We start from the raw sequence: 25418 nt of genomic DNA, 5'->3' as shown, positions 1-25418 counted from the left end.
GAAGGTGGCGGCGCATAGCGAGATGCGAACGCATCTCGCGTTCGCTCGATGCTATGAGCCGCCGGATGAGGGGACGTCCATATCAGGAGAGGGCGGCATGCCCGACGAACACGATCGATAGTTCTTGGAGCTTACGACCCTCACCCGCCGGCTACGCCGGCACCCTCTCCCTCCGGGAGAGGTTTGATTCAACAGCGTTTTTCTCTTCGCCCTCAGTGCCTCACCCGCCCCTTGCCAGCCGATCCCAATCGACATCGATGCCAAGCCCCGGGGCCTCGGACAGCGTCACCAACCCCGCTTCCACCTTCAGCGCCTCTCCCGCCAGCCGGTCGCGCCAGGGATTGGGATTGCTGTCGATCTCGAGCAGGCCCGGCCCGCCGGCCGCGGCCAGCAGATGCGCCGAGGCCATCAGGCCGATGCCGCCACCAAGATAATGCGGGCAATAGCTGATGCCGGCGGCCAGCGCCCGCTTCGCCACGGCAAGGCAACCGGAAACCCCGCCCCATTTCGCCGCGTCCGGCTGCAGGACCCCGAAACAGCCGGAGCCGATGGCGGCGTCGAACTCGGCCATGGCATTCATGTTCTCGCCCGCCGCCAGCGCCGTGCCGATGCGGCCCGCGACCTCCAGCCATTCGGCCGATGGCCGGTCGGCGGCGATCGGCTCCTCGATCCAGGCGAGACCATAGGCGCGCGCAAGGTCCGCCCCGAGCCGCGCCGCTTCCGGCGCGGTCCAGCCCTGATTGGCATCGATCATCAAGGTCGCGGCGTCGCCGAGCGTCCGGCGCGCCGCCTCCAGCGACCGCCGGTCGGTCATCTCGCCGAAGCCCACCTTGAGCTTGAAGGCGGTGTGGCCGTGGCTGCGCTCGCGCGCGATCACATCCGCCGGATGCTCGGGCCCGATGCCGCTGGCATAGGCGCGGATGCGGCCGCTCAGCCCGCCGAGATGACGCCAGAGCGGCAAGCCGGCCTTGCGCGCCGCGAGGTCATGGCAGGCCATGTCGAGGCCGGCGGCCACCTGGCGGATGGGCCCCCATTCGCCCGACTGGATCGCCAGGATATGGAGGCGGCTCATCAGGCGGTCGAAGACCTGGCCGGCGGCGAGCGGCCCGAGCGCGACCAGGGCCGGGCCGATCACCGAGAGCGCCAGGCGCGCCCGGTGCTCGGCGCCGACGGATGGAAAATTGCACCAGACCTCGCCGAAGCCTTCGGCGCCGGCCTGATCGCGCACCCTCAAGAAGACGGCGGGGCGATCGGTCATGACGCCGAACGAGGTCTTGACCGGCACGGCGATCGCCGCGCGCAAGGCCAGCGCCTCGACCGTGACGATGCTGATGTCGGCGCCAGGGCTTGCCGGTTCAGATGTGATCAACGATGTCATCTGTTGAAATCCAGTTTCACGGCGCTTAGGAATAGCCGAGCCTGCCATAAGGGCAACAGGCCGATCATCAGAAGGCATCCCGATCATGCCGACGGCTGCGCTCACGTCCAGGACCGCCGACAAGGCCAGGCCCGAAGCCATCGCGGCCTCGCCGGTGCGCGCCATCGAGCGCACCATGAAGATCCTGCGGGCGCTCGGCTCGAGCCCCGGTTACGTGACGTTGACCGAACTCAGCCAGAGCATCGACCTGCACAAGTCGACCGTGCTGCGTTTCCTCAGGACGCTGGAACAGGGCGGCTTCGTCGCGAGCGGCCCCGGCGGCAAAGGCTGGCGGCCGGGACCGGTCTTTCTCGATATCAAGTCGCGCGCCATCGCCGAGCAGGATCTCGCCGAGATCGCGCGCCCCCTGATGGAAGAAGCGGTCAAGCTGACCAACGAGACGGTGCAGATGGCCATCCTGCCGGACAACAGCATCGTCTATATCGCCAAGGTCGAGCCGCTCGACGCGCCCCTGCGCATCAACACCCAGATCGGCACCAGACGGCCGATCCATTGCACCGCGCTCGGCAAGGTCCTGGCGGCCTGGCGCGACCCGACAGCGGTCGACGCCATCATCGCGGAGGCCGGGCTGACACGTTATACCGCAAGCACCATCACCACGGCCGAAGCGCTGCACAAGGCGCTGGCCAAGGTGCGCCGCGAGGGCCATGCTTTCGACCTCGGCGAGTTCAACCAGCTGGTCACCTGCGTGGCGGCGCCGATCCGTGGCGCCGACGGCCAGGTGGTGGCGGGACTGAGCATTTCGAGCTTCGGCCAATCGGCCAAATCGGCGCGCTTCGCCGAGCTGACGCGCCAGGCTCGCGCCACTGCCGAGCGGATTTCCGAACGCATCGGCTGGACGCCGGGCGCAACCCGTTGAGGATATCAGGGCATGATCGAGCTTGAGAACGGACCGGCGCGCGCCACCATCGCGACGACCGGCGCCGAGCTGCACGCCTGGCACGCCGGTGGTCGCGACCTGCTGTGGACGCGCGACCCCGCCTGGTGGGCCAAATCGTCGCCGGTGCTGTTCCCGATCGTCGGCTGGGCCAACCAGGGCGTGATCCGCGCCGACGGCAAGGTGCGGCCGATGGGCGTGCACGGCTTCGCCGCCACGAGCGAATTCACCCTCGAAGCTCACAACCGCGCCAATGTCAGCCTGGTCTTGACCGACAATGCCGCGACCCGCGAGGTCTATCCTTATCCGTTCCATCTGCGGATCGCCTACCGGCTCGAGGAGGCCAGGCTCGCCGTGCGTTTCGAGGTGACGAACCCGGGCGCGCGCGCCCTGCCCTATGCACTCGGGTTGCACCCGGCCTTTCGCTGGCCGCTGGCCGGCCTCGATCGGGCCGACCATGCCATCCTGTTCGAAAAGCCGGAAAACCCCGAGGTGCCGGTCATCGCGCCGGGCGGCCTGATTTCACCGGCCAGGCGCCCGGTGCCGCTCGACGGGCGCAGGCTGAAACTCACCGATGACCTGTTCGCGGCGGACGCGCTCTGTTTTCTCGACGCCAACAGCCGCTCGTTCCGCCTGGTTGCCGGCGACAAGGGCCCGAGCATCGCGCTGGAGGCCGACGATTTTCCGCATCTGGCGCTCTGGGCCAAACCGGGCGCGCCTTTCGTGTCGATGGAGGTCTGGACCGGTCATGGTGACCCGCAAGGTTATAGCGGCGAACTCGTCGACAAACCCGGCATGCGCCTGCTGGCGCCCGGGGCGAAGGCCGGACATGGGGTCGATTTTGTGTACCGAGAGGTGGATGCGGGGTGAGTGGCGAATGGGGCATGATGCCAAAGGCTTCGCGCAAACCCTGTCCCGCGGGAGAGGGTCAATTCGGCGCGCTCTCCACCATTCCAAAGTTTCACTCTCCGCAACTCATTTTCTTCTGGTGGAATTTCCTTGGCAAACTTCGCGCACCCACCTATCGTGATGCGACGCTGAGGCAGCCGCTCAAGAGCCACCCGGCGCGTGCCAGGGAGGCCGCATGCCCGACATCCATTCCACGCCGAAGAACCCGTTTCGCGCCGCGCTCGGCCAGGGCCGGCCGCTGATCGGCATCTGGTCCATGCTCAACTCGGTGAATGCCACCGAGGGGCTCGGCTGGTCGGGTTATGACTGGATCCTGATCGACGGCGAGCACTCTCCGGTCTCGCTGCATGACGCGATGGACCATTCGCGCGCGCTCGCCGCGACGCCCGCCGTGCCGATCCTGCGGCTCGTCTGGAACGATCCGGCATTGCTGAAGCAACATCTCGATGCCGGCCTCTCGACCATCATGCTGCCCTATGTGCAGAGCGCCGATGAAGCCCGGGCCGCGGTCGATGCCATGATGTATCCGCCCAAGGGCCAGCGCGGCGTCGCCGCCATGCACCGGGCGAGCCGCTATGGCCGGTTCAAGGACTATGTGGCGCGGGCCAATGACGAGATCTTCCTGATCGTCCAGATCGAGACCATGGCCGCGCTCGAGGCCTGCGAGGAGATCGCCCGGGTCGATGGCGTCTCGGCGGTGTTCTTCGGCCCCGGTGATCTCGCGGCCAGCATGGGCAAGCCAGGCGAAGCCGCGCATCCGGAGGTGACGGCCGCGATCGAACGGGGCTTGAAGCGCTGCCGGCCGACCGGCAAGGCGGTCGGCGTGCTCGCACCGAACGACGAGATCTCCGAGCGGCACATCCGCTCCGGCTTCGATTTCGTTTCGGTGGCCAATGATTGCGCCATCCTGTTTCGCAATGCCGATGCCGGCGCGGTGCGTTTCCGCGCGGTGGCCGAAGCGGCCGGGACGGGAAAGGCCTGAAGCCCATGGCGACGGTTGAATTCCGCAAGCTGACCAAACGCTACGGCACGCTGGAAATCGTCCACGGCATCGATCTTGCGATCCATGACGGCGAATTCATCGTGCTGGTCGGGCCATCAGGCTGCGGCAAGTCGACGACGCTGCGCATGCTGGCCGGTCTCGAGGACATCAGCGCGGGCGACATCCTGATCGACAACCGGGTGGTCAACGAGATCGAGCCACGCGACCGCGACATCGCCATGGTGTTCCAGGACTATGCCCTCTACCCGCATATGTCGGTCTACGAGAACATGGCCTTCTCGCTGCGCTACCGGGGCGTCGCCAAGCGCGACATCGACGTGCGGGTGCGCGACGCCGCCGCGGTTCTCGGCCTCGAACCCTATTTGCAACGCCGGCCGAAACAATTGTCCGGCGGCCAGCGCCAGCGCGTCGCCATGGGCCGCGCCATCGTGCGCAAACCCCAGGTCTTCCTGTTCGACGAGCCCCTGTCCAATCTCGACGCCAAGCTGCGCGGCTCGATGCGGGTGGAGATGAAGAAGCTGCACCAGCGGCTCGGCGTCACCACCGTCTATGTCACCCACGACCAGGTCGAAGCGATGACGCTGGCCGACCGGGTGGTGGTGATGAACGGCGGCCATATCGAGCAGACCGGCACGCCGGACGAGGTCTATCACGCGCCGGCCAGCCTGTTCGTCGCGGGCTTCATCGGCGCGCCGACGATGAACCTGATTCCGGCCCAGCTGACATCAGGCGCCATGCTCAAGCTCGCCGGCGGCGCGGCCGAGGCGCCCCTGCCGGCGGACCGCAAGCCGGCGGCCGACGATCTCACCTTCGGCATGCGGCCCGAAGACGTCGAAGTCGCCGAGGGCGAGACACCCGCGGGCCGCCTCGACGTGCCGGCACAGGTCGAGGTGGTCGAGCCGCTCGGCGCCGACACGCTGGTGTTCACCAGCGTCGCCGGCCATCCGGTGGCGGCGCGTGTCCGTCCCGAGGTGCGTCCGAAGCCCGGCGAAAACCTGAAACTGCGCTTCAATCTCGATCGCATGCACCTGTTCGACACCGCGACCGGCCGGGCGATCGGAGCGCCGCAGGCCCATGGCTGAGATCACCAAGATCGGCTTGGCGGGTTTCGGCGCCTGGGGCCAGATGCATGCCCGCGCGATCGCCGCGATCGACGATGCCAGGCTGACCGCGGTGTTCTGCCATGGCGAGAGCTCCGAACGCGCGGCGGCCGAGGCGCTGCCCGATGTCCCCCGTTTCCGCAGCTACGACGCCATGCTGGCGGCCGGCGGCTTCGACGCGGTGACGGTCGCGGTGCCGAACGACCGCCACGCCGGTTTCGCGATGGCCGCGCTCGAGGCCGGCGCCCATGTCATCCTGGAAAAACCGCTCGGCGTCACCTTGGCCGAATGCGACCAGGTGCTGGCGGCTTCGGCCGCGGCCGGCCGGCATGTCGCGGTCAATCACGAGCTGCGCGTCTCGCATCAGTGGGGCAAGGTCCGCGAGATCATCGCAGCCGGCGAGATCGGCCAGGTGCGGCACCAGCATTTCTCGCTGTTCCGCAAGCCGTTCCGGCTCGGCTCCGGCGGCTGGCGCCACGACCGCCAAAGGGTCGGCTCCTGGATCCTGGAAGAGCTCGTGCATTTCGTCGACCTGGTGCTCTGGTATGGCGCGGAGAACGGCCAGCCGGTGTCGCTGCAAGCGTTCGCCTCGTCGGCCGGCGGTCTCGCCGATACCGTCTCGGTGATGCTGCGCTGGGCCGACGGCTCGACCGCGCTCGTTACCCAATGCCTCGCCGGCTTCGAACATCACACGCTCCTGGAGATCGCCGGTGATGCCGGTGCCGTCCGCACCTGGTGGGCCGGTGTCAGCGACCGCACGGCGACACCCGGCTTCGCGCTCGCGGTATGCCGGCGCGGCGCCGAAGCGGCGGAGCCGGTGGCCATCCCACGCTCCGGCGAGATCTTCGAGCTGGAGGAGAATATCCGCCGGGCGCTGGACGGGTTCCGCACCGGCCAGCTGGTCATGCCGCTTGCCGCCGCGCGCGCCGCGGTCGCGATCTGCCTCACCATCGAGCGGAGCATCGAGACCGACGCTGCGGTGGTCTTGCACACGATCTGACGCGACCCCGCGATCAGGCCGCCTGGCTCAAGAGCCGCTCGATCCGGGTGAAGGCTTCCTCGACCTCCGCCGCCGGCACCGGATGACCAAAATAGAAGCCCTGGATCTCGGCGCAGCCGATCTCGTTGATCGTGTCGAACTGGGCGCGCGTTTCGACGCCCTCGGCGGTGGTCACCATGTTGAGACTGCGGCCGAGATCGGTGATCGAGGTAACGATGGCGCGGCAGTCCTCGCGGTCGTTGACCTCGCTGACGAAGGAGCGGTCGATCTTGATCTTGTCGAAGGGAAAGCTGCGGAGATAGCTGAGCGAGGAATAGCCGGTGCCGAAATCGTCCATGCAGGTGCGGATGCCGAACGAGCGCAATTGATGCAGGATCGCCAGCGTCGCCTCGCTGTCCTGCAGAAGCACCGTCTCGGTGATCTCGAGTTCCAGCCGGTTGGGCGCGAGCCCCGAGGCGGACAAGGCGGCAAAGACGGTCTGGGCGAACTGTCCCGTCCTGAACTGGACGGCGGACAGATTGACCGAGACGCGGGTCGGGCCAGGCCATGACGCGGCATCGACGCAGGCCTGCCGCAGAACCCATTCGCCAATGGCGACGATCAGCCCGGTCTCCTCGGCGACAGGCACGAATTCGGCCGGGACGACCTCGCCCCGCTCAGGATGGTTCCACCGGATCAGCGCTTCGAAACTGACCACCGTCATGGTCTTCAGGTTGACGATCGGCTGATAGTGGACGGCGAATTCGCCGGCGCCGAGGGCCGAGCGCAGGTCCTCCTCCAGCGCACGCCTGGCATTGAGCTCGGCCTTCATCGACGCCTCGAAGAAGCGATAGCTGCCACGTCCCTCGTTCTTGGCGCGATAGAGCGCCATGTCGGCGTTGCGCAGCAGTTCGTCGGAATCCAGGCCGTCCTTGCCGGCGATCGCGATGCCGACACAGGTGCCGATGCTGAGCTCGTTGCCCTCGATCGAAAACGGCTGCCGGGTCCGGTCGACCAGGCGTTGCGCCATGCCCTGCATCTCGGCGCTGCCGCCGCCGCCACGGAACATGATGGCGAATTCGTCGCCGCCGAAACGGGAGACGATATCGCCATCGCGGACGCATTCCTTCAACCGGTCGGCGACGCTCCTGAGCAGCAGATCGCCGACCGCATGACCGAGCGAGTCGTTGACGATCTTGAAGTTGTCGAGATCGAGATAGAAGATCGCGAAATTGGCTTTGCTGCCCCGCTTGTCGGCCAAGGCATCGTCCATCCGCGCGCGAAACAGGGTGCGGTTCGGCAGATCGGTCAGCGCATCGTGGTGCGCCATATGGGCGATGCGCTCCTCGGAACGCCGCCGCTCGGTAATGTCTTCGTAGGTCGAGACCCAGCCGCCGTCCGGCATCGGCTGCTGCGAGACCGAGACGATCGTGTCGTCGTCCAGCTCAAAGGCGAAGGTCGCCGAGGCGCGATCGGCGGCGATGCTGTTCTGCCGGTCGATCAGCCCGGCAAAACGCTGAGTGCCGAGTGCGCGTATCGTCGCCCCCGGCTGCACCCATTGCTCCCTCAGGTTGAATATTTCGCGATAGCGCTGATTGCAGACGATCAGGCGATGCATGCCGTCAACCAGCAGCAGGCCTTGCGACATGTTGTTCAACGCCGCGTCGAAACGCTGGTTCTGGGTTCTGAGCTCGACGTCGCGGATCTGCAGCATCTCGTTGCGCTGCTTGAGGTCGGCATTGGTGCTGAGGATTTCGACATTGGCCTGTTCCAGGTCGAGCTTGGCCTCTTCCAGCACGCCGGCCAGGACATGCACTTCGTCATGGGCCCGGTTGAGCTGGATATGGCGGCGATAGAGCATCAGCATCAGCACGAGGCCGGCGATGACCAGCGCCGCGATCAGGCTGGAGAAGATCCAGTGCAGGCGCAGCAGATTGCGCTGGTCGGCATCGACATTGTCGCCCGAGACCCGGTTGGCCGAAGCGGCGAGGCCCGCCAGTTTCTTGTCGAGCGGGGCGAGCATGGCCCGGATACGGCTGACATTGTCGCCCTGGCTGACCTTCTCCACCAGCGGCGCGATCTCGGCCAGGACCCGGCCGAGATCGGCCACGATCTGCCGCCGCTCGGGATCCTGCTCGACGAAATCCTCGAACTCGCCCGAGTTCATCAGCTCGAGCCGGTTGAGCAGGATCTGATAACGCAGGTCGACGTCGTCGGCGGTGACCGGGCTGTTCGGCAGCGCCGAAGCCGCGACGACCTCTTCGAAACGCACCACTTCGAAGGCCGCCTGGCTTGCCAGCCAGGTCACGTTGTAGCGCGCGGTCTGGCGGATGATGCTCTGCCGCTCGACGATCAGGACCGAGACATAGACGGCCGCCGCCACCAGGCCCAACATGATCAGCCCGAACAGGATCCCAACCCGGCTCAGCTTCGGCATGACCATGGTCCGGTTTGGGCGTGCCGCGCGATGGGGACCGGTGAGGCTGCCACGTCAGTCAGCGGACAATGATCTGGGAGAGCTGCCAGGCCGAGCGGCTGTAATATTTCTGGCTTCGCAGCTCGGGGTCGGAATCGTAGGGATAGACGATGAACAGCGGGCCCTTGTCCCGCACAGGCATGTATTCGTTGTTGCGCTTGAGCGCGAGAATGACGTTGTAGCGGGTGAAATCCTCGATCGGAATCTCGGTGGTATAATCATTGAGCGCGATCGCCTGGATGCGGTCGCCGCTGGCGCCGACGCTTTTCAAGAGCTTGTCGATCGACACGCCCTCGAACTTCTGCGGACCCGAATGCCACGGCGTCGAGGTCTCGAAGGACACCAGCCCCATGGCTTCGAGCATGGCGCGGTCGAATTGCGCGGTATTGCCGACATTGGTCACGGAGATCTTACCGGAGATCGTCAACATGACCCTTTCGGCCGGGGTCGCCAGACCTTGAGCGGAAGCGCGGCCACAGATAAGGAGGCCCGCCGCGGCGATTGCACCCAAGCTAAATGAACGCCTGATATTGTTGACCGGCATCATGAACTCCCTTGCTACGCGAAGGCGACCTGAAATTCCCACAAATGCACATAACAATCGGTGAACCCGCCAGCTGATCCTGGCAGTTGCACGTTACCAGCATGATACGCCCGCTGATCCGGGACACACAATATTCCGGTAACCAATAGGTTATACTTTTCATATCGGCGTACAGCCATTGAGAGAACGCATGACAAAGAACAACGTTTTGGCGAATTGCGCTCGGTTCGGCAACGAGGCCGTCGACGGCTTCCTGGACAAGGCCGAGCGTGCCGCGATGATGGCATCCGCGGCCGAAAAGCTCGAAGAGCTGTTCGATGTCCTGAAGATCGATCACCGCAATGATCACAACACCCGCGACACGCCGGCCCGCGTCGCCAAGATGTTCGTCGAGGAGATCCTTCACGGGCGCTATGTGCCGCCGCCGAAGATCACCGAGTTCGAGAATGCCGCCCGCTACGACCAGTTGATCGTCACCGGACCGATCGAGCTGCGCTCGACCTGCGCCCATCACATGATGCCGATCTACGGCAGCGCCTATATCGGCGTGCTGCCCTCGGTCGACGGCAAGATCATCGGCCTGTCCAAATACGACCGGATCGTCAATTATTTCGGCACCCGCCTGCAGATCCAGGAAGAGCTGGTTAAGCAGATCGAGCAATATATCGTCGAGACCACCAATCCGCGCGGGCTGGCGGTGCGTATCAGCGCTGTCCATATGTGCAAGACCCACCGCGGCGTGCGCGCCAGCCACGCGAGCCGGATGGTCAACAGCACATTTTACGGCGAGATGGCCACGTCATCGGCGCTCAAGGCGGAATTCCTGCAGGAATGCGCAGCCCTGGACCGGCGATGAAGCGTCGAGCGAAGCACTGACACGAGGCACCGACATGGCCGATTCAGCGGTTTCGATCATCCCCGACGTGCAACGCCTCAAGCCGAGCCAGCGCGAGACCTACCGGTCGACCAAAAGCTACGACCACAATGAGGGCCTGTCCTGCTGCTTCCGGCAATGGCGGGCGAGCCATTCCCATTGCCGTTTCGTCCACGGCTACGCGCTGGCCTTCAAGTTCGTTTTCGCCACCCATGAACTCGATGAGCGCAACTGGTGCTACGACTTCGGCGGCATGAAGCCGGTCAAGGCGTGGCTGCACGAGATGTTCGACCACACCATGGTGGTGGCCGAGGACGACCCCGAGCTCGCGACATTCCGCAAGATGGCCGCGGACGGCTTGGTCGACCTGCGCATCCTGCCGGCGGTCGGCTGCGAGGCGACGGCAAAATTCGTCTTCGACCACGTGGCGCCGTCGATCAAGGCCGAGACCCATGGCCGGGTCTGGCTCGAATCCGTCGAGGTGCGCGAGCATGCCGGCAATTCGGCCGTCTACGAGCGCTTGGGCGGCTGAACCGCCTCACGGCAGTTGCCTGCGAACCATGCCCATACCGACCGCGGCGGCTTCGGCCGCCGCCCGGCTCAGCGCAATTCACGAGCGTGACCGACGGGCGCGTTGCGCCTCACCAGGCGGTCGTGAAACGCCTTGCCCAGGCGCGGCGCCTTTGCGAGCTGACTGGCCAGGAACCGCCTGGTGACGCGCCCGTAGCCAGGTGTCCACCATGCACAGTAGACGGCGAACTTGTCCGCGCCGGCCGGGCGAACGCCGAGGACTTCCATCAGCCGCCCTTCGCCATTCTTTGCCACCACCCGATCGCCAATCGAGAACGTCGTTGCGGATTGCATGACACGAGCCCTCCCGTTTGCTCGGCTGCCCCCGCATCTTCCCGGATCGGAAACGCTACCCGCAAATAACCGCGGTTTGATGGCGCCCACCATCACGGTCTCGTGCCTGCGCACCGGCCGGGCCAGGCAATCGGGCGCACCATTGCCGCGCCGGAGAGGCCGTTTGGCCGCCCCTGCGTCATGATCAAGCCGGCTGCTTCATGCAGCCATCGACCAGCGCATGCTGTCGAGCCGGCTGCACGGGGTCATGCCCTGAAACGCGCCGATGACCTTTTCCAGCCGCCAGAGCCGCGCCTCGTCGGGATGCCTGCGGGTCACGAAGCCCGACTTCGCGGCGAGCGCCAGCATGGCATCGTTGGAGCGCAACGTCTCGCCAGCCAGAATGAGGCTGCCGGCGCGCGCCGCCCGGCATTCGACGCTGGTGATCAGCGCCTGGCCGACGCCGCGGCCGTGCCAGGCATCGGCGACCGACAGGGCAAATTCCGAAATGCCGGTCGCAGCCTCGACCGCGTAGATCGCTTCGCCGACCACCAGGGTCTCGCCCCGGACATCGGTCTCGGCGAACAGGCCGAAAATGTTGCCGGCGCCGTGATGGGTGATGCGGTCGAGTTCGGCTGCGGTCAATTCGTTGATGCCGCCAAGAAAACGGTTCTGCCGCGAGGCGCGCGTCAGGCCGCGCACATGTCCCTGCAGCAGCGCGGCATCCGCGGGCTCGATGGCCCGGACCGTAATGCGCGCGGCCGGCAGGCGAAGCACGTCGATCGCGCTTGCGGGTGTCTCGAAAAGCGCCGTGGCCATGACGTCACGCCGCCTTCTCGTGCAGCGTTTCGACCAGCACCGGTTCAACCACCACCGGCTTGCCGACGGTCAGCGAAGCCGGCCCGGCAATGGCGCAGACGACGGTCAGGCCGGAGCTTTCGACCACATAGCTATCGCCGCCGGTCAGCACGATATCGCGCCGGTCGTTGTCCTGGGTGATCCAGACCGCACCTTCCAGGCAAGCCACCGTCGCGCCGGCGCTATCGCCCAGGCGAACCAGGCCGCCGCGCTCGAGATGGATCAGAGCATCGTTTGAAAGACAGACCATGTCCGCCTCCTGTTAGCATGAGCCTGATGCATGCCTATTGATGTCAATTTCGCAGAACAGGCTCGACAAGCCTGGATGTTGCGCGCAAGATCGTGCCTGTTCAAACGATCAATTCTCACGCTTTGCATGAGTTGAGGGAATGTCAAACCGGCGCTATGACCTGCCTCCGCTCGATTTCGTGCAAGGCTTCGAGGCCGCCGCCCGAAACCTCAGCTTCACCAAGGCGGCGCGCGAATTGTTCATCACCCAGTCGGCGGTCAGCCGGCAGATCAAGGCGCTCGAAGAGGCGCTGGGCACGGTGCTGTTCGAGCGCCGGCATCGGGCGCTGCGGCTGACCGACGACGGCCAGACGTTCTACCGCATCGCCATGGATGTGCTCGACCGGCTGCAATCGTCGATCGACCAGATGCGGCAGAGCCGCACATCGGACCAGTTGTCGATCACCACGACCACCGGGCTGGCCTCGCTCTGGCTGATCCCGCGCCTGAGGCGTTTCACCAAGGTCAATCCGCATATCGACGTGCGCATCGTCGCCAATGACCGGCCGCTCAACCTCGATCGCAGCCTGGTCGACATCGCCATTCGGTATGCCCAGCGCGAAACCGCGCCGAAAGATGCCATCCCGCTGTTCGGCGAGGAAATCCTGCCGGTCTGCTCGCCGCTCGTCTCGCGCGATCCGGCAACGCCGCTGCGCGAACCGGCCGACCTTCGCCACCACACGCTCCTGCACCTCGATTATCCCGGCATGCAGCGGACCTGGTACGACTGGGGCACCTGGCTGACGGCGCTCGGCATCGAGGATCTGAAACCGGCCGGGACGCTGCATTTCACCCGCTACGAGCAGATGATCCAGGCCGCCATCAGCGGCCAGGGCGTCGCACTCGGCCTGTCGCCGCTGATCAACGAGCCGATCCGCTCGGGGCTGCTGATCGCGCCGTTCGACAAGACCGTGGTCGGCTCGCGCGGCTATTTCCTGATCCGCTCGAGTGCCGCGGCGGCCAAGCCGCAGGTGCAGGATTTCTGTACCTGGCTGGCGGAGGAGGCTGCCAACGATGCCGCGGAAGACGGGGGCAAGTGAGAAACTGCTGGCGAATGGCGAGCGGCGAATAGGGATGGACGCGTCGCGCGCCGACCTGCTTGACTTGTGGTTGCCGCTCTAGACGCGTGCCGCGGCCCCATTGGCCATTCGCCACTCACCATTCGCGCGCCCCTCACCCCCCGGCCAGCAGCCGCTTCACCTTGTCGAGTGCGGCGTCATGGGCCTCGCCATAGGCGATGGTGCCGGCCAGCCGGCCCTCGCCGTTCATGAGATAGACGATGGCGGTGTGTTCCATCGTATAGGTCTCGCCCTCGGTCGGCACCTTCATGTAGACCGCCCGAAAGGCCTTGGCCGCCGCGGCGATCTCGGCTTCCGAGCCGGTCAGCCCGATGATCCTGGGATCGAAGGAATCGGTATAGACCCTCAGGAGTTCGGGCGTGTCGCGCACGGGGTCGACGGACACGAAGAAGACGCGGAAATCGCGTGCGGCATCGCCAAGCTCCTGGATCACATTGGCCATTTCCATCATCGTCGTCGGGCAGACATCCGGACAGTGGGTGAAGCCGAAAAAGATCGCATAGGGCTTGCCGGCGAGGCTTGTCGACGACAGGCGCCGGCCATTTTCATCGGTCAGCTCGAACGGGCCACCGATGGCGTCGCGGTCGAGCAAGGTGGTGGCGCTGCGCGGTGATGGCAGCGGCCCCTGCCAATAGGCCCAGGCGCCCGCGGCGGCGATGACCGCGATCAGGCCCCAGAGGCCGTAACGAATGAAACGAAGAGGTGTCATCAAGCTTGCTCGTCGGAAACGGAAATGCCGGCTTGAGGCAAGGCCTGCTCACGCTGTCGCAGACTTGCGCCGGAATGCCGGCCTGTCACGCCGGGATGAGAATGCCACAAAGGCGCGCTGCCGGATGCCCTCAGCGGGCACGGCCGGGCGCCGTCAGGCGGCCGGCGGCGGCGCGCGCGATTGCGGGCGGCCGAGCTGATCCCGCGGCCTGACCTCGGCCGAAGCGATGGTGACAGGTGCTGCGCCCGGCATGGCCGGAGCGGCACGCGCCATGACCGCCGCCGGCACCGGGCGGACGGCCAGCACACAGGCGTCGCACAAATGCGCACCGGCATGCGGCTTCCCGCGCGGCGCCGCGTCGGAGGCCGGCGCACAGAATTCGGCCGGACTGCCATCCGGCAGGACCAGTTGCGCGAAACCGGGCGGACCGCTGGCTTCGCCAAGCACGACCGGCCTGTGGCCGAAGCCGAGCCAGATCATCGCCACGGCGAACAATGCCGCGACGACGGGCCGGAGATCGGGATGGCGCAGGCGAGCCAGCATGGCGACCGGGACTGTGAAAACCAGAATAAGAGCCTTAGCCGCACGCAAGCCGGCCGCCAAGCACCCGATGTGTCGCATGCCGGATGCCGCGGTTCACAAAGCCGTGGCGGGGGCCGCGCCTGCTGGACAAGCCGGGTGAAGCGGCGGGATCATCGGCATCGGTTGTTCTGCCGCTTGGCGGCGAAAGCGGGGTACGGCATGGCTCAACAGGGTAAGGTCACGGCGCATCGCATGGCCGACGGCGCCGAGATCGACGTCTATCACGTGAAGCCCAAGGCCGGACGGCGTGGCGGCCTGGTGCTGATCCAGGAGATTTTCGGCCTGACCGATCATATCCGCGAGCAATGCGACGTCTACGCGGCGGAAGGCTACGAGGTCCTGGCGCCGGCGCTCTATGACCGCGAAGCCCCGGGCCTGCAGGCGCCCTACAGCCCCGAGGGCATCGCGATGGCGATCAAGATCGCCCGCGAGCAACATCCTTTCGACCTGTCGATTGCCGATACCCAGAGCTGCATCGAGATGCTGCGGTCCGCCGGTCCGGTGTTCATCACCGGCTATTGTTACGGCGGCTCGGTGACCTATGCCGCGGCGGCGCGCTGTGCAGGGCTGTCGGCAGCTTCAGGCTATTACGGCAGCATGGTCCCGCGCCTCGCGGCGGAAGCGCCACGCTGCCCGACCATCCTGCATTTCGGCAAACAGGACAGCGGCATTCCGCTCGACAGCATCGAAGCGTTCAAACTGGCCCGGCCGGAGGTCGAGGTCTATCTCTATGACGCCGGCCACGGCTTCAATTCCGACCGCCGCGCCGACTATGACTCGGTCAGTGCCGGGCTCGCCTTCCAGCGCACGCTGGCGCTGTTCCGCGCGCATGGCGGCTGACGCACCCTAGCGCCCGGGCAGGCTGCGCGCCGAGAAATCGCAGCACCCTTGAGCAATCGCCGCCATGCGGGCGCCGAGCGGCGACAGATCCTGGGCGCGGTGGACGGCGAAATAATGCAAGAGCGGAATGGCCGGCTCGGTCTCGATGATCCTGAGCTTGCCGCTGGCAATCTCGGGCGCAAAATAGCTGGCGGTCAGAAAGGTGATGCCGAGCCCCGAGGCCGCCAGGCCGGCGAGCACATTCAGGCTGTTGCACTGGACCACCTGATTGACGGTCAAGCCGTTGACCACAGCCCAGTCGAGCACAAGGCGCTGCAGGCCGGAGCCCTGGCCCTGGGTCAGGATCGGATAGTTGTTCAGTTCCTTCAGCGGGATCTTGTCCTTCGCCGGGCCGAAGCCGGGCGCGCAGACCCATTCCAGCTTGACGCCCTGCAAGGGCACCGCGGTGACGGTCGAGCCCGGCGGCGGGTCGAGCCCGATGACCAGGTCGAGTTCATTGGCGCCGAGCTTTTCGAACAGATCGATGCTGGCGGCCACTTCCGGTACCGGCACCAAGCCTGGATAGTCGGCCTTCATCGCCACGATGAAATTCGGCAGCCAGGTGAGCGCGACCAGTTCCGTGACGCCGAAGCGGAACGGCCCGGAAAACGTCGCGGCGCCGCCGGCCGCCTCGCGGAAGCGCAGCTCCAGCGACAGCATGTCGGCGGCAAGGCCAAGGCTCGCCTCTCCCGCCCGGGTCAGCCGCAAGGTCCGGCTGGAACGGTCGAGCAGCTGGCCGCCAATGACGTCCTCGAGCTCGAGGATGCGCTTCGAAATGGTCGATTGCGCGAGGTTCAGCCGGTCGGCCGCTTCGACGAATCCGCCAAGGCTGGCGGTCCAGTAAAAGGCTTCGAGTTGTTTCAGAGTGACCGGCATGGGCACAACTCCTCGCGACAGACGTGATCGTCCCTATCCCGTTCAATGAACAAAAGCGATTGAGAATGCGAATAATATTCGCTTTCTGTCATCCCGCGCGGGTCACATAATCTTCATCCAGCCCGCATTCCAGCACACGGTCCTTACGCCCATGTCGCTCATTGGTCATCGTTCCAACCCATCCGCGCCGCCGGTTCCCGAGGGCATTCTCGACGCCTTCCGTTCGGCCCAGGTGGCGGTCATCTCCGACAACATGAACCGGTTGCATGGCACGCGGGCGCTGCGCCCCTACCACCGCGCCGGCAAGCTCGTCGGCACCGCGGTGACCGTGAAGACCCGGCCAGGCGACAATTTCATGCTGCACAAGGCCTATGAGATCCTGCGGCCTGGCGACGTGCTGGTGGTCGACGGCGGCGGCGACCTGATCCAGGCGCTGGTCGGCGAGGTCATGATGAGCCGGGCCAAGGTGATGGGGGTCGCCGGCTTCGTGATCGACGGCGCGATCCGCGACGTCGCCGCCTTCGCCAGCGCCGACTTCCCCTGTTATGCCCGCGGCGTCACCCATCGCGGTCCCTACAAGGCCGGCCCCGGCGAGATCAATGTGCCGGTTGCCATTGACGGCATGGTGGTGATGCCCGGCGACGTGGTGGTCGGCGACGAGGACGGCGTCATCTGTTTCGACCGCGCCGACGCCGAGGAGTTGCTGGCGCTGGTGCAGCAACAGGAGGCGCGCGAGGCCGGTGCGCTCAGCGCGATCGCAGAGGGCCGCTTCGACAATTCTTATATCGGCGCCACCGGCGTCGCCGAGAAGACTCATACCAGCGACGCCGGCGTCGTGGAGAAGGCCTGATCATGACCGTCGTCACCGAGATCCCGCTGTCGCCGCGCGTCAAGCGCATCAAACCCTCGCCCAGCATGGTCGCGCGCATGCGCGCCCAGGAGCTGAAGGCTCAGGGTCACGACATCATCGACCTGACCGTCGGCGAGCCGGACTTCGATACGCCGGCCCATATCCAGGCCGCCGCGACCGCAGCCATGGCGGCCGGCGAGACGCGTTATACGCCGGTCAACGGCACGCCACGCCTGCGCAAGGCGATCGCCGCCAAACTCGCCCGCGAGAACGGCGTCACCTATGGGCTCGACCAGATCACCGTTGGCACCGGCGCCAAGCAGGTCCTTTTCAACGCGCTGGCCGCAACCCTTGGCGAAGGCGACGAGGTGATCGTTCCCGCGCCTTTTTGGGTGTCCTATCCCGACATGGTGCTGGCCTGCGACGGCACGCCGGTCATTGTCGCCTGCGGCGAGAATTCCGGTTTCAAGCTGACGGCGGAGGCGCTCGAACAGGCGATCACGCCAAAGACCCGCTGGCTGATCCTCAACACCCCGTCGAACCCGACCGGCGCATTCTATTCGGCGACCGAAATGAAGGCGTTGACCGACGTGCTCATGCGCCACCCGCATGTGGCCCTGATGACCGATGACATCTACGAGCATATCCGCTTCGACGGCGGCGAGCCGGTTTCGCCGGTGGCGATCGAGCCGCGTCTCGCCGGCCGCACGCTGCTGGTCAACGGCGTCTCCAAGACCTATGCCATGACCGGTTTCCGCATCGGTTATGGCGCGGGCCCGAAGCCGCTCATCGGCGCGATCAACGTCATTCAGTCGCAGACGACGTCGGGCGCCGCCTCGATGAGCATGGCGGCCGCGGCGGCGGCGCTCGAAGGCGACCAGAGCTTCGTCGCCGAGGCGCGCACCGCCTACCGGGCGCGGCGCGACCGGGCGGTGGAACTCTTGAACGGCATTGACGGCATCACCTGCCAGACGCCGGATGGCGCCTTCTATGTCTACCCTTCCGTTGCCGGGCTGATCGGCCGGAAGCGGGCGGACGGGCGTGAGCTGAAGACCGATTTCGACGTTGCGCTGTTCTTCCTGGAAGAGGCCGGCGTCGCTGTGCTCGACGGCGCGGCCTACGGGCTGTCGCCGTATCTCCGCCTGTCGATCGCCACCTCGCTCAGCGATATCGAAGAAGCCTGTACGCGGCTGAAACGCGCGAGCCAGGCGCTCAACTGATCAAGAAACAGCAGATCAAGACCACAAGGGGACCTACCATGAAACGCGCATCCCAGCTCACCTCCGTCCTGGCGCTCGGCGCGGCCCTCGTCGCGGGCGCGACGCTCGCCGCCAAGGCCGACCAGCTCGCCGACATCCGCTCGCGCGGCAAGCTCATCTGCGGCACGCTCGGCACCGCCGAGCCGTTCTCGTTCCAGCATCCGCAGACCCGGCAGATCGTCGGTTACGACGTCGACATTTGCCAGAAGGTGGCGGAATCGCTCGGCGTGGCGCTGGAATTGAAGCCGATCGCGGTGGAAGCGCGCATCCCCGAGCTGACCCAGGGCCGGGTCGATATCCTCGCCGCCAATCTCGGCCATACGCCCGAGCGCGCCCAGCAGATCGACTTCTCGTTCTCCTATTTCGTCAGCCAGCAGAAGATCATGGTGACGCGCGAGTCCGGCCTCACCTTGCTGGAACAGCTCGCCGGCAAGAAAGTGACGGCGATCAAGGGCTCGTCCTCCGAACAGGGCGTGCGCCGACTGATCCCGACCGCCGACACCGTCACCTTCCAGGACACCTCGTCCGCCTTCCTGGCGCTGGTGCAGGACAAGGTCGACGCCTTCTGCGCCTCGGAACTGATCCTGGTGAAGCTGCGCCAGCAGGCGCAGGCGACCAACCCGATGGTGGTGATCGAGAAGTCGCTGTTCGCCGAACCCTGGGGCCTCGGCCTGCGCCGTGGCGAGACGGCGTTCCGCAACCACGTGAACGGTGTGCTCGCCGGGCTCGAAAGCTCCGGTGAGATCGACCGCATCTTCACCAAGTGGCTGGGCGAAGGCACGGTGTTCAACATCCGCCGCGACTTCAAGATCGAAGAGATCCGCTGAGGCGGGAACGGGCTGCCTTCATCGACCCTCTCCCTCAGGGAGAGGGTCAATTGAGCGCCCTCCCACGGGACCTGACGCAATGGGTTATGTCTTCGATCTCGGCGCGGTCTTAAGCGGCCAATATCTCAACTGGTTCCTGATCGGCATCGCCACCACGCTGGCGCTGACGGCGGCCGCCTGGTGCCTGGCCATGACGGTCGGCATCCTGCTCACCCTCGTCAGGATGATCCCGTTCCGGCCGTTCGAATGGTTCGTCGCGCTCTATGTCGAATATCACCGCAACGTGCCGCTGCTGGTGCAGATCTTCGTCTGGTATTTCGGCGTGCCCTCGCTCCTGCCGCGCTGGGCGAGGCTCTGGATCAACGCCCATCACGGCGAGTTCCTGCTGGCCACCGTGGCGCTGGGCCTGGCGGCCGCGGCCTATGTCGCCGAGGACCTGCGCAGCGGCATCCGCTCGATCCCGAAGACCCAATATGAGGCGGCACGCTCGATCGGCTTCGGCTATCTCGGCGCCATGGGCTATATCGTGCTGCCGCAGGCACTGCGCATCGTCATCCCGCCCCTGATCAACCAGACCTTGCTCTTGTTCAAGAACACCAGCCTCGCCATGGCGATCGGGGTTGGCGAACTCACCTACCGCACCCGCGAGGTGGAGAGCTACACGTTCAAGACCTTCGAGGCCTTCGCGGTCGCGACCGCGGTCTATCTCGCCGTGTCCTTCTGCATCATGGCGCTCGGCGATTTCGCCGACCGCCGGCTCAAGCTGGAGGCGCGCTGATGCTGCAGATCCTCCAGGACAATTGGCTCCTGTTCCTCGTCGGCCAATATCCGCACGGGCCGATCGGCGGCCTCGCCATGACGATGTTCATGGCGGTGACCGCGCTGACCTTGTGCTTTCCCTTCGCCATCGCGCTGGCTCTGGCCCGCCTCAGCCCTTATCGGGTGCTGCGCCTGCCGGCGACAGCCATCGTCCACGGGGTGCGCGGCCTGCCGCTCATCATGTTCATCTTCTGGACCTATTTCTTCTCGCCGCTGATCATCGGGCGCGCCGTCGGCGGCGTCGAAACCCTGGTCATCGCACTGGTGATCTATGAGGCGGCCTATCTCTCCGAGATCATCCGCGCCGGCATCGAAGGCTTGCCCAAGGGCCAGGTCGAAGCGGCCAAGGCGCTGGGCCTCGGTTATTTCGCCACGACGTTTAAGGTCGTGCTGCCGCAGGCCTTGCACAACATGCTGCCGAGCATGGTCAGCCAGTTCGTCTCGACCATCAAGGAAACCTCGCTCGGTTACGTCATCAGCGCGCATGAGGTGACCTTCGCCGCGAGCCAGGTCAACAACGTGCTGCTGACCAAGCCGTTCGAGGTCTATGGCATCCTGGCGCTGACCTATTTCACGCTGTGCTTCGCGCTGACCTCGCTCGCCCGCTTCATCGAGCGGCGCATTTCAGCCGAGCGCGGTGCGGCGCCCGGCGTGACGGTGACCGCGTGAGGCCGGCATGATCCGCTTCGAGAATGTCGACAAATGGTTCGGGCCGATGCAGGCGCTCGCCGGGGTCTCCGGCGAGGTCCGCCGCGGCGAGGTCAAGGTGCTGGTCGGGCCATCGGGCTCCGGCAAGTCGACGCTGATCCGCACGGTGACCCGGCTCGAGGCGATCCAGGGCGGCCGCGTCACGGTCGACGGCCAGGACATTGCCGGCCGCGGCCTCGACATCAATGCGCTGCGCCAGCGCGTCGGCTTCGTGTTCCAGGCCTATAACCTGTTCCCGCACCTGACCGCGGCCGGCAATATCACGCTGGGACTGACCAAGCTGCGCAACATGGCCAAGCCGGAAGCGCGCGAGCGGGCGCTCGCCGAACTCGCCCGTGTCGGTTTGGCCGACAAGGCCGACGAGATGCCGGGCAAGCTCTCCGGCGGCCAGCGCCAGCGCGTCGCCATTGCCCGCGCGCTCGCCATGGACCCCGAGGCCATGCTGTTCGACGAGCCGACCTCGGCGCTCGACCCGGAAATGGTCGGCGAAGTGCTCGCCGCCATGAAGCAGCTCGCGGCGGCCGGCATGACCATGATCTGTGTCACCCACGAAATGGGTTTTGCCCGCGAGGTGGCCGACGAGATCTGGTTCATGGAGCAAGGCCGCGTCGCCGAACGCGGCGCGCCGGCGGACCTGATCGACAGCCCCAGCCACCCGCGGCTGAAGAGTTTCCTCAGCCGGCGGGTGTGAGGCGCGCCGGTCCGGCTCAGTAGCGGGCGTGGATGCGCATGCCGAAGACATGGACCGGGCCGGCGCGGTCGCGGTTGTAGCCGGGATTGTGGACGAGCTGGTAATTGGCCGCGACGAAGACGTTGTCGCGGTAGACCGGCAGCTCGTAATAGGCCTCCATCAGCCGCTCGCTGCCGTACCTCAAGCGCCCGTCGCCGACGATGATGCCGGTGCCGCCGGAGGCGAGGAACTGCTTGTGGTGGCTGGACAGATCGTTCTGCGCCACCGCGATGCCGGCCGAATGGCCCGGCCGGTTCCACAACTCGCCCTTGAAACTCAGGCCGAACGACACCGAGCGGTCGATCTGGGTGAACGCGAAGGTCTCGGTCTTGCCGTCGCTCCAGCTGGCGCGCAGGAAGGCACCGACATTGTCGGCGAGTTCCTGGTCGACCAGCAGGCCGAAACCCCATTTCTGGTTGCCGAAGCGGCGGGTGGTGGCCATCGCCTCGTCCGGCGTCAGCCCGCCGCCGGCACTGATCACGCCGGCTTGGCTGTAATTGCCCATGGCGCCGACCGAATAGAAGGCGAAAGGCTTGATCGCGCCGGGCCGGCCGAACCAGCGGTGCTGATAGGCAACCTCCAGGATATGGTTGAGGTTGTTCATGCGGAACGGCAGCTCGCCGCCATTCGGCTGCGAGGGCAAGAGCAGCGCGCCATAGCGGATCGCGAGCGCCGGATCCGGGATCACCTCGATCGCAACACCTTGGGTATAACCGCGCACGTCGGCCGCGACGTCCCAGGCGCCCGGCCCCCAGATCGACCAGTTCCAGAACTGCCGCCGGGTGTCGCCGGCATAGGCGCTGGTCTGGAAAATATCGAGGGAGGCGAACTTGCCGACGGTGACCACCACCCGGCGGGTCGGCACGAAACCGGCGAGCTGGTTGAAGTCGCCCGGCCGCCATTCGGTCTCGGGGCCGAGCGCGAAGGTCTGGCGCAGGAACAGCCTGGCGACCGACAGGACGCCAACCCGGTTGCCGGCCTTCTGGGCGTCGCCATTGGTGAAGCCGGCAATGCCCAGCGTATCGCCGAGGCCGAAGCCCTGGAAATATTCCGGGTTGAAATAGAGTTCGCCGCCGGTCCAGGGCAGACGGAAGCCCATATAGGCGGTGATGCTGGTCGACTGGCGCACCTGGCCGCCCGGCGGCAGGCTGTTCTGCCCGCTATAGGGTACCCGGAAGCTCGGATAGCCCTGGATGAACTCGGTCAGCTGGGCGTTGATCCGGACATCCTCGGCCACCCGCTCGCCGGTCGGATAGGACCAACCCTGGGCGTGAGCGGGAATGGCGGCGAGCGACAACAGCGCGGCCGATGCGAGGGTGCGGAGCTTCAAGCGTGGGGCGAGCCCAAGGGGCATCGCAAGCCGAATCTGGCGTGTCATTGATCACCTGTGTCGAGATGTTGCGTTATGTTTCGATAGTTTGTGAAGGGCGTGTGTCAGGCTGCCCACAGCGAGCAGCCGACGGCTGTCAGGCCATGCCGGGAAAAGCCTCGCGATCGGCCCTCCGGACTGTCGCTGGACTTTGCCTCGGCACCGCATCCGGGCCGACCGGCGGGCGCCAGCCGGACCGGCGTTGCCGCGACCCGCGCGAGACGGACGAGATCCGCCGTATCGCGCCCGCCCGGGAAGGCCAGCAGAACATCCGGCCGGCTGTCTTCGAGCATGAAGGCATTGCGCCGCGCCTCGGCTCGGTTGCCGAGCAGCGTCCAGTTCGGCGGATAACGCACGACATGGACGTTGTGCTCGCGCGCCCAGGCCTCGGCGGCATTGCCGATCGCCGCCAGCCCGCCATGGATGAGCACGCCGATCGGCTGGCCGCCATGCAGGCGGTCAAGCTCGCGCCGAATGGCGGCCGCGTCGTCATAATGCCGACCACCACAGATCAGGACACGCATGGGAAAACTCCCCGAGGCATCGCCTTTGATCCGGCGCTCGAGCCGGTATCCAGGCTCCAGCAGAGTTCGAGGCGGCCGCTCGCCGGACTGACGCGCCAGGTCGCGCGCGGACGGCCGAGGACATGGCGGTTGACCAAGGCACCAGGGTTTGGCCGCGACTTGATCGGTATCACGCGCGCGCCTTGGTCCGCCGAAGCGGGGCGCCCCGGCAGGCCAGGCACGATGGCCTTCAGTTTTGGCGTGAAAACGCGGGAGCTTGCGGTGAAACGAAAAGTTTCGATTGGGCCGCGAAAGGCCTCTGTCTTGATTGTCATGGCTCGTCTCCTGACCGGATCGAATCCGGCCGAAGGCGAGCGACGCTGGAGCCCCCTAGGCCCTGCTGCCGTTCAGCCGATCGATCAGATCGGATCCCGTCCTGTTCAGGTGTCGAAGCGCCCGGCCGACCAAGGAGGTCGCCGCGACGCCACTAGGGTCGCTGTCCATCGCTCTGCTTTGATTTTCGAGAAAAAGGCCCGGCGGAACCGAGCGAGCCCGAAGTAGTTTGCCGGGCTGAGCCTGTCAACCCGCAAATGCCACGCGATTCCGGGGTCATTCGCCAGCCGGTACCAGCACTGCCCGGCGCTCCTGCCGGACCCAGACCAAGGTCACGATGCCGGCGGCCACGATCATCGGCAGAATGACGATGTTGAGATTGGACCAGCCATAGGTTTCGAGGAGCGGACCAGCACCGAGGGTCGCGATGGCGGTCAGCCCATAACGCAGAATTTCGGCCGCCCCCTGGACCCTCGCCCGCTCGGCCGGCCGGTATGACCGGGCCAGCAAGGTGGTGCCGCCGACGAACATGAAGTTCCAGCCGACGCCCAGGCAGAACAGCGCAAGATAGAAGGCGGTCAGGCTGGCGGAGGCGACCGCGACCACCGCGCAGGCGACATTCAGCGCCATGCCGGCGAACAACACGGTGGCGAGCCCGAACCGGGCGATCAGCCGGCCGGCGAAGAAGGACGGGCCGAACATGCCGACGAGATGCCATTGGATGATATTGGCGCCGTCGTCGATGCTGTGACTGCAGGCCACCGCCGCAAGTGGTGCCGCCGTCATGATCAGCATCATCACCGCACCGCCGATGACATTGTTGGCGGCGGCGGCCAGGAAGATCGGCTGGCGCATGACGGTGGCCAGCGGACGGGCCGGAAGTTCGAAAGCTTGCCCGGCAGCGGCATGCATGGCGACATCCCGATAGCCGATGGCGAGCAGGGCTGCGGAGGCAAGCCCGAGCAGGAACACCATGAGGTAGGAACCGGCGAACAGCACCGGATAGAGATCCTTGCTCCAGGCCGCCAGTGCCGGCCCAAGCACGGCCGCGATGACGCCGCCGGCGAGAACCGTCGAGATCGCCTTGGCCTTGGCTTCATCAGGCACGGAATCCGCCGCGGCGAGCCGGTAATATTGGGCGAAGGCCTGGAACGCCCCGACACCGGCCGTGCCCAGGCAGAACAGCCAGAAATCGCCGCGAAACACCGCCAGAACCGAGACGAGCCCGCCGAGCGCGCCGAACAGGGCCCCCAGCGTGAAGCCCCAGCGGCGGCCGATGCGCTCCATCAGCAACGAGGCGAAAATCGTCACGACCGCACCGGCAACCGTGATCATGGCGAACGGCAAGGTGGCAAGCGACTTGTCCGGAGCGAGTTGGTAACCGGTGAGGCCGGTGAGCGTCAGGTCGATCGCAACCGCGGCGGTGAACAGGCCCTGGCAAATGGCCAGCACGGTGGCGTTGCGCGTGCCGGAAGCCGGCGGACGAAGACGATCGAAAATACCTGATGCCATGGGAGCGTGCCGCCTGACCTGCTGATTGAGGCGCCGCGACTGCAGCGGCGCCGTGCGAAGTTTCGCTCACCACGGTGATGTCTGAAATGACGTAAAACCCTCTTTCTAAGACATTTTGCGCCAGCGGGTCGGCGCCGGCAGGCGGTCTTGTCGCAGGCTCGTCCGAGCGATCCGATTGGAGAGCAAGAACCAGG

At 66.1% G+C, this 25418-nt stretch carries 28 protein-coding genes; 15 read left to right on the top strand and 13 right to left on the bottom strand.

Annotated features, from left to right (window positions below; genetic code table 11):
- Positions 1–220: 220 nt before the first annotated feature.
- Positions 221–1378 carry a mandelate racemase/muconate lactonizing enzyme family protein gene (locus E8M01_RS23845; RefSeq protein WP_136962449.1) on the bottom strand — a complete coding sequence of 386 codons (1158 nt, stop codon included), beginning with the start codon at positions 1376–1378 and terminating at the stop codon, positions 221–223.
- Between the two features lie 85 nt (positions 1379–1463).
- Here E8M01_RS23845 and E8M01_RS23840 point away from each other — a divergent pair, with 85 nt between their 5' ends.
- From E8M01_RS23840 to E8M01_RS23820, 5 genes are all read left to right on the top strand, one after another.
- Positions 1464–2297 (top strand): IclR family transcriptional regulator, encoded by an 834-nt coding sequence (locus E8M01_RS23840; RefSeq protein ID WP_136962448.1) that lies wholly within the window; start codon positions 1464–1466, stop codon positions 2295–2297.
- Between the two features lie 12 nt (positions 2298–2309).
- On the top strand, positions 2310–3185 hold the full coding sequence (locus E8M01_RS23835) for an aldose 1-epimerase family protein (RefSeq protein WP_136962447.1): 876 nt from the start codon (positions 2310–2312) through the stop codon (positions 3183–3185).
- A gap of 214 nt (positions 3186–3399) precedes the next feature.
- Positions 3400–4206 (top strand): HpcH/HpaI aldolase family protein, encoded by an 807-nt coding sequence (locus tag E8M01_RS23830; RefSeq protein ID WP_136962446.1) that lies wholly within the window; start codon positions 3400–3402, stop codon positions 4204–4206.
- A gap of 5 nt (positions 4207–4211) precedes the next feature.
- Positions 4212–5309, top strand: a complete 1098-nt coding sequence (locus E8M01_RS23825; RefSeq protein ID WP_136962445.1) for an ABC transporter ATP-binding protein — start codon at positions 4212–4214, stop codon at positions 5307–5309.
- On the top strand, positions 5302–6327 hold the full coding sequence (locus E8M01_RS23820) for a Gfo/Idh/MocA family protein (RefSeq protein WP_136962444.1): 1026 nt from the start codon (positions 5302–5304) through the stop codon (positions 6325–6327). Before E8M01_RS23825 ends, E8M01_RS23820 begins: the two co-directional genes overlap by 8 nt.
- 13 nt (positions 6328–6340) lie before the next feature.
- Here the strand turns inward: E8M01_RS23820 and E8M01_RS23815 are convergent, their stop codons facing one another.
- Together E8M01_RS23815 and E8M01_RS23810 are read right to left on the bottom strand one after the other, a co-directional pair.
- On the bottom strand, positions 6341–8743 hold the full coding sequence (locus tag E8M01_RS23815; protein ID WP_170182044.1) for a putative bifunctional diguanylate cyclase/phosphodiesterase: 2403 nt from the start codon (positions 8741–8743) through the stop codon (positions 6341–6343).
- 58 nt (positions 8744–8801) lie between these two features.
- Positions 8802–9326, bottom strand: a complete 525-nt coding sequence (locus tag E8M01_RS23810; RefSeq protein ID WP_136962442.1) for a putative pterin-binding protein — start codon at positions 9324–9326, stop codon at positions 8802–8804.
- 190 nt (positions 9327–9516) lie between these two features.
- Here E8M01_RS23810 and folE point away from each other — a divergent pair, with 190 nt between their 5' ends.
- Positions 9517–10182 (top strand): GTP cyclohydrolase I, encoded by a 666-nt coding sequence (folE, locus tag E8M01_RS23805; protein WP_136962441.1) that lies wholly within the window; start codon positions 9517–9519, stop codon positions 10180–10182.
- Between the two features lie 34 nt (positions 10183–10216).
- Positions 10217–10732, top strand: coding sequence for a 6-pyruvoyl trahydropterin synthase family protein (locus tag E8M01_RS23800; RefSeq protein ID WP_136962440.1), 516 nt, complete (start codon positions 10217–10219; stop codon positions 10730–10732).
- Between the two features lie 68 nt (positions 10733–10800).
- Here the strand turns inward: E8M01_RS23800 and E8M01_RS23795 are convergent, their stop codons facing one another.
- The 3 genes from E8M01_RS23795 to E8M01_RS23785 all read right to left on the bottom strand — a co-directional run bounded on the left by E8M01_RS23795 (position 10801) and on the right by E8M01_RS23785 (position 12151).
- Positions 10801–11064: a hypothetical protein gene (locus E8M01_RS23795; RefSeq protein WP_136962439.1), complete on the bottom strand. Its 264-nt coding sequence runs from the start codon at positions 11062–11064 to the stop codon at positions 10801–10803.
- Positions 11065–11262: 198 nt separating this feature from the next.
- Positions 11263–11862: a GNAT family N-acetyltransferase gene (locus E8M01_RS23790; protein WP_136962438.1), complete on the bottom strand. Its 600-nt coding sequence runs from the start codon at positions 11860–11862 to the stop codon at positions 11263–11265.
- A 4-nt stretch (positions 11863–11866) separates the two neighbouring features.
- Positions 11867–12151: a DUF2917 domain-containing protein gene (locus E8M01_RS23785; RefSeq protein ID WP_136962437.1), complete on the bottom strand. Its 285-nt coding sequence runs from the start codon at positions 12149–12151 to the stop codon at positions 11867–11869.
- 139 nt (positions 12152–12290) lie between these two features.
- Here E8M01_RS23785 and gcvA point away from each other — a divergent pair, with 139 nt between their 5' ends.
- The gene (gene gcvA / locus E8M01_RS23780; protein WP_136962436.1) at positions 12291–13229 is read left to right on the top strand and encodes a transcriptional regulator GcvA; all 939 of its coding nucleotides are present in this window, start codon (positions 12291–12293) and stop codon (positions 13227–13229) included.
- Between the two features lie 133 nt (positions 13230–13362).
- Here the strand turns inward: gcvA and E8M01_RS23775 are convergent, their stop codons facing one another.
- Together E8M01_RS23775 and E8M01_RS23770 are read right to left on the bottom strand one after the other, a co-directional pair.
- Positions 13363–13977: an SCO family protein gene (locus E8M01_RS23775; protein WP_136962435.1), complete on the bottom strand. Its 615-nt coding sequence runs from the start codon at positions 13975–13977 to the stop codon at positions 13363–13365.
- A 153-nt stretch (positions 13978–14130) separates the two neighbouring features.
- Entirely contained in the window at positions 14131–14520 is a 390-nt protein-coding gene (locus tag E8M01_RS23770; RefSeq protein ID WP_136962434.1) for a hypothetical protein, read from the bottom strand.
- A gap of 198 nt (positions 14521–14718) precedes the next feature.
- Between E8M01_RS23770 and E8M01_RS23765 the strand changes: the two genes are divergently transcribed.
- Entirely contained in the window at positions 14719–15399 is a 681-nt protein-coding gene (locus E8M01_RS23765) for a dienelactone hydrolase family protein (RefSeq protein ID WP_136962433.1), read from the top strand.
- 6 nt (positions 15400–15405) lie between these two features.
- Here the strand turns inward: E8M01_RS23765 and E8M01_RS23760 are convergent, their stop codons facing one another.
- Complete coding sequence (locus E8M01_RS23760; RefSeq protein ID WP_136962432.1) at positions 15406–16314, bottom strand: LysR family transcriptional regulator; 909 nt, start codon at positions 16312–16314, stop codon at positions 15406–15408.
- Positions 16315–16465: 151 nt separating this feature from the next.
- Here E8M01_RS23760 and E8M01_RS23755 point away from each other — a divergent pair, with 151 nt between their 5' ends.
- The 6 genes from E8M01_RS23755 (at position 16466) to E8M01_RS23730 (ending at position 21468) form a co-directional block, all read left to right on the top strand.
- Entirely contained in the window at positions 16466–17164 is a 699-nt protein-coding gene (locus tag E8M01_RS23755; protein ID WP_136962431.1) for an RraA family protein, read from the top strand.
- 2 nt (positions 17165–17166) lie between these two features.
- Positions 17167–18384: an aspartate transaminase gene (locus E8M01_RS23750; RefSeq protein ID WP_136962430.1), complete on the top strand. Its 1218-nt coding sequence runs from the start codon at positions 17167–17169 to the stop codon at positions 18382–18384.
- A gap of 38 nt (positions 18385–18422) precedes the next feature.
- Positions 18423–19250 (top strand): ABC transporter substrate-binding protein, encoded by an 828-nt coding sequence (locus E8M01_RS23745; protein ID WP_136962429.1) that lies wholly within the window; start codon positions 18423–18425, stop codon positions 19248–19250.
- Between the two features lie 79 nt (positions 19251–19329).
- Positions 19330–20028 carry an amino acid ABC transporter permease gene (locus E8M01_RS23740; RefSeq protein WP_136962428.1) on the top strand — a complete coding sequence of 233 codons (699 nt, stop codon included), beginning with the start codon at positions 19330–19332 and terminating at the stop codon, positions 20026–20028.
- A complete protein-coding gene (locus E8M01_RS23735; RefSeq protein ID WP_136962427.1) occupies positions 20028–20738 on the top strand; it encodes an amino acid ABC transporter permease in 711 nt (236 codons plus the stop codon). The genes E8M01_RS23740 and E8M01_RS23735 overlap by 1 nt, the downstream gene beginning before the upstream one ends.
- A gap of 7 nt (positions 20739–20745) precedes the next feature.
- Positions 20746–21468, top strand: a complete 723-nt coding sequence (locus tag E8M01_RS23730; protein WP_136962426.1) for an amino acid ABC transporter ATP-binding protein — start codon at positions 20746–20748, stop codon at positions 21466–21468.
- A 16-nt stretch (positions 21469–21484) separates the two neighbouring features.
- Here the strand turns inward: E8M01_RS23730 and E8M01_RS23725 are convergent, their stop codons facing one another.
- The 4 genes from E8M01_RS23725 to E8M01_RS23710 form a co-directional block, all read right to left on the bottom strand.
- Positions 21485–22837, bottom strand: coding sequence for a carbohydrate porin (locus E8M01_RS23725; RefSeq protein WP_170182043.1), 1353 nt, complete (start codon positions 22835–22837; stop codon positions 21485–21487).
- A 104-nt stretch (positions 22838–22941) separates the two neighbouring features.
- Complete coding sequence (locus E8M01_RS23720) at positions 22942–23400, bottom strand: DUF2493 domain-containing protein (RefSeq protein ID WP_136962424.1); 459 nt, start codon at positions 23398–23400, stop codon at positions 22942–22944.
- Positions 23388–23714, bottom strand: coding sequence for a hypothetical protein (locus E8M01_RS23715; RefSeq protein WP_136962423.1), 327 nt, complete (start codon positions 23712–23714; stop codon positions 23388–23390). The genes E8M01_RS23720 and E8M01_RS23715 overlap by 13 nt, the downstream gene beginning before the upstream one ends.
- Positions 23715–23988: 274 nt before the next feature.
- Positions 23989–25224, bottom strand: a complete 1236-nt coding sequence (locus tag E8M01_RS23710; protein WP_136962422.1) for an MFS transporter — start codon at positions 25222–25224, stop codon at positions 23989–23991.
- Positions 25225–25418 lie beyond the last annotated feature (194 nt).

Origin of the sequence: Phreatobacter stygius (assembly GCF_005144885.1) — a bacterium.
GTDB classification, from domain to species: domain Bacteria; phylum Pseudomonadota; class Alphaproteobacteria; order Rhizobiales; family Phreatobacteraceae; genus Phreatobacter; species Phreatobacter stygius.
Note: the sequence above shows the minus strand (reverse complement) of the source record. Positions and strands in the feature narration are given on the sequence as shown.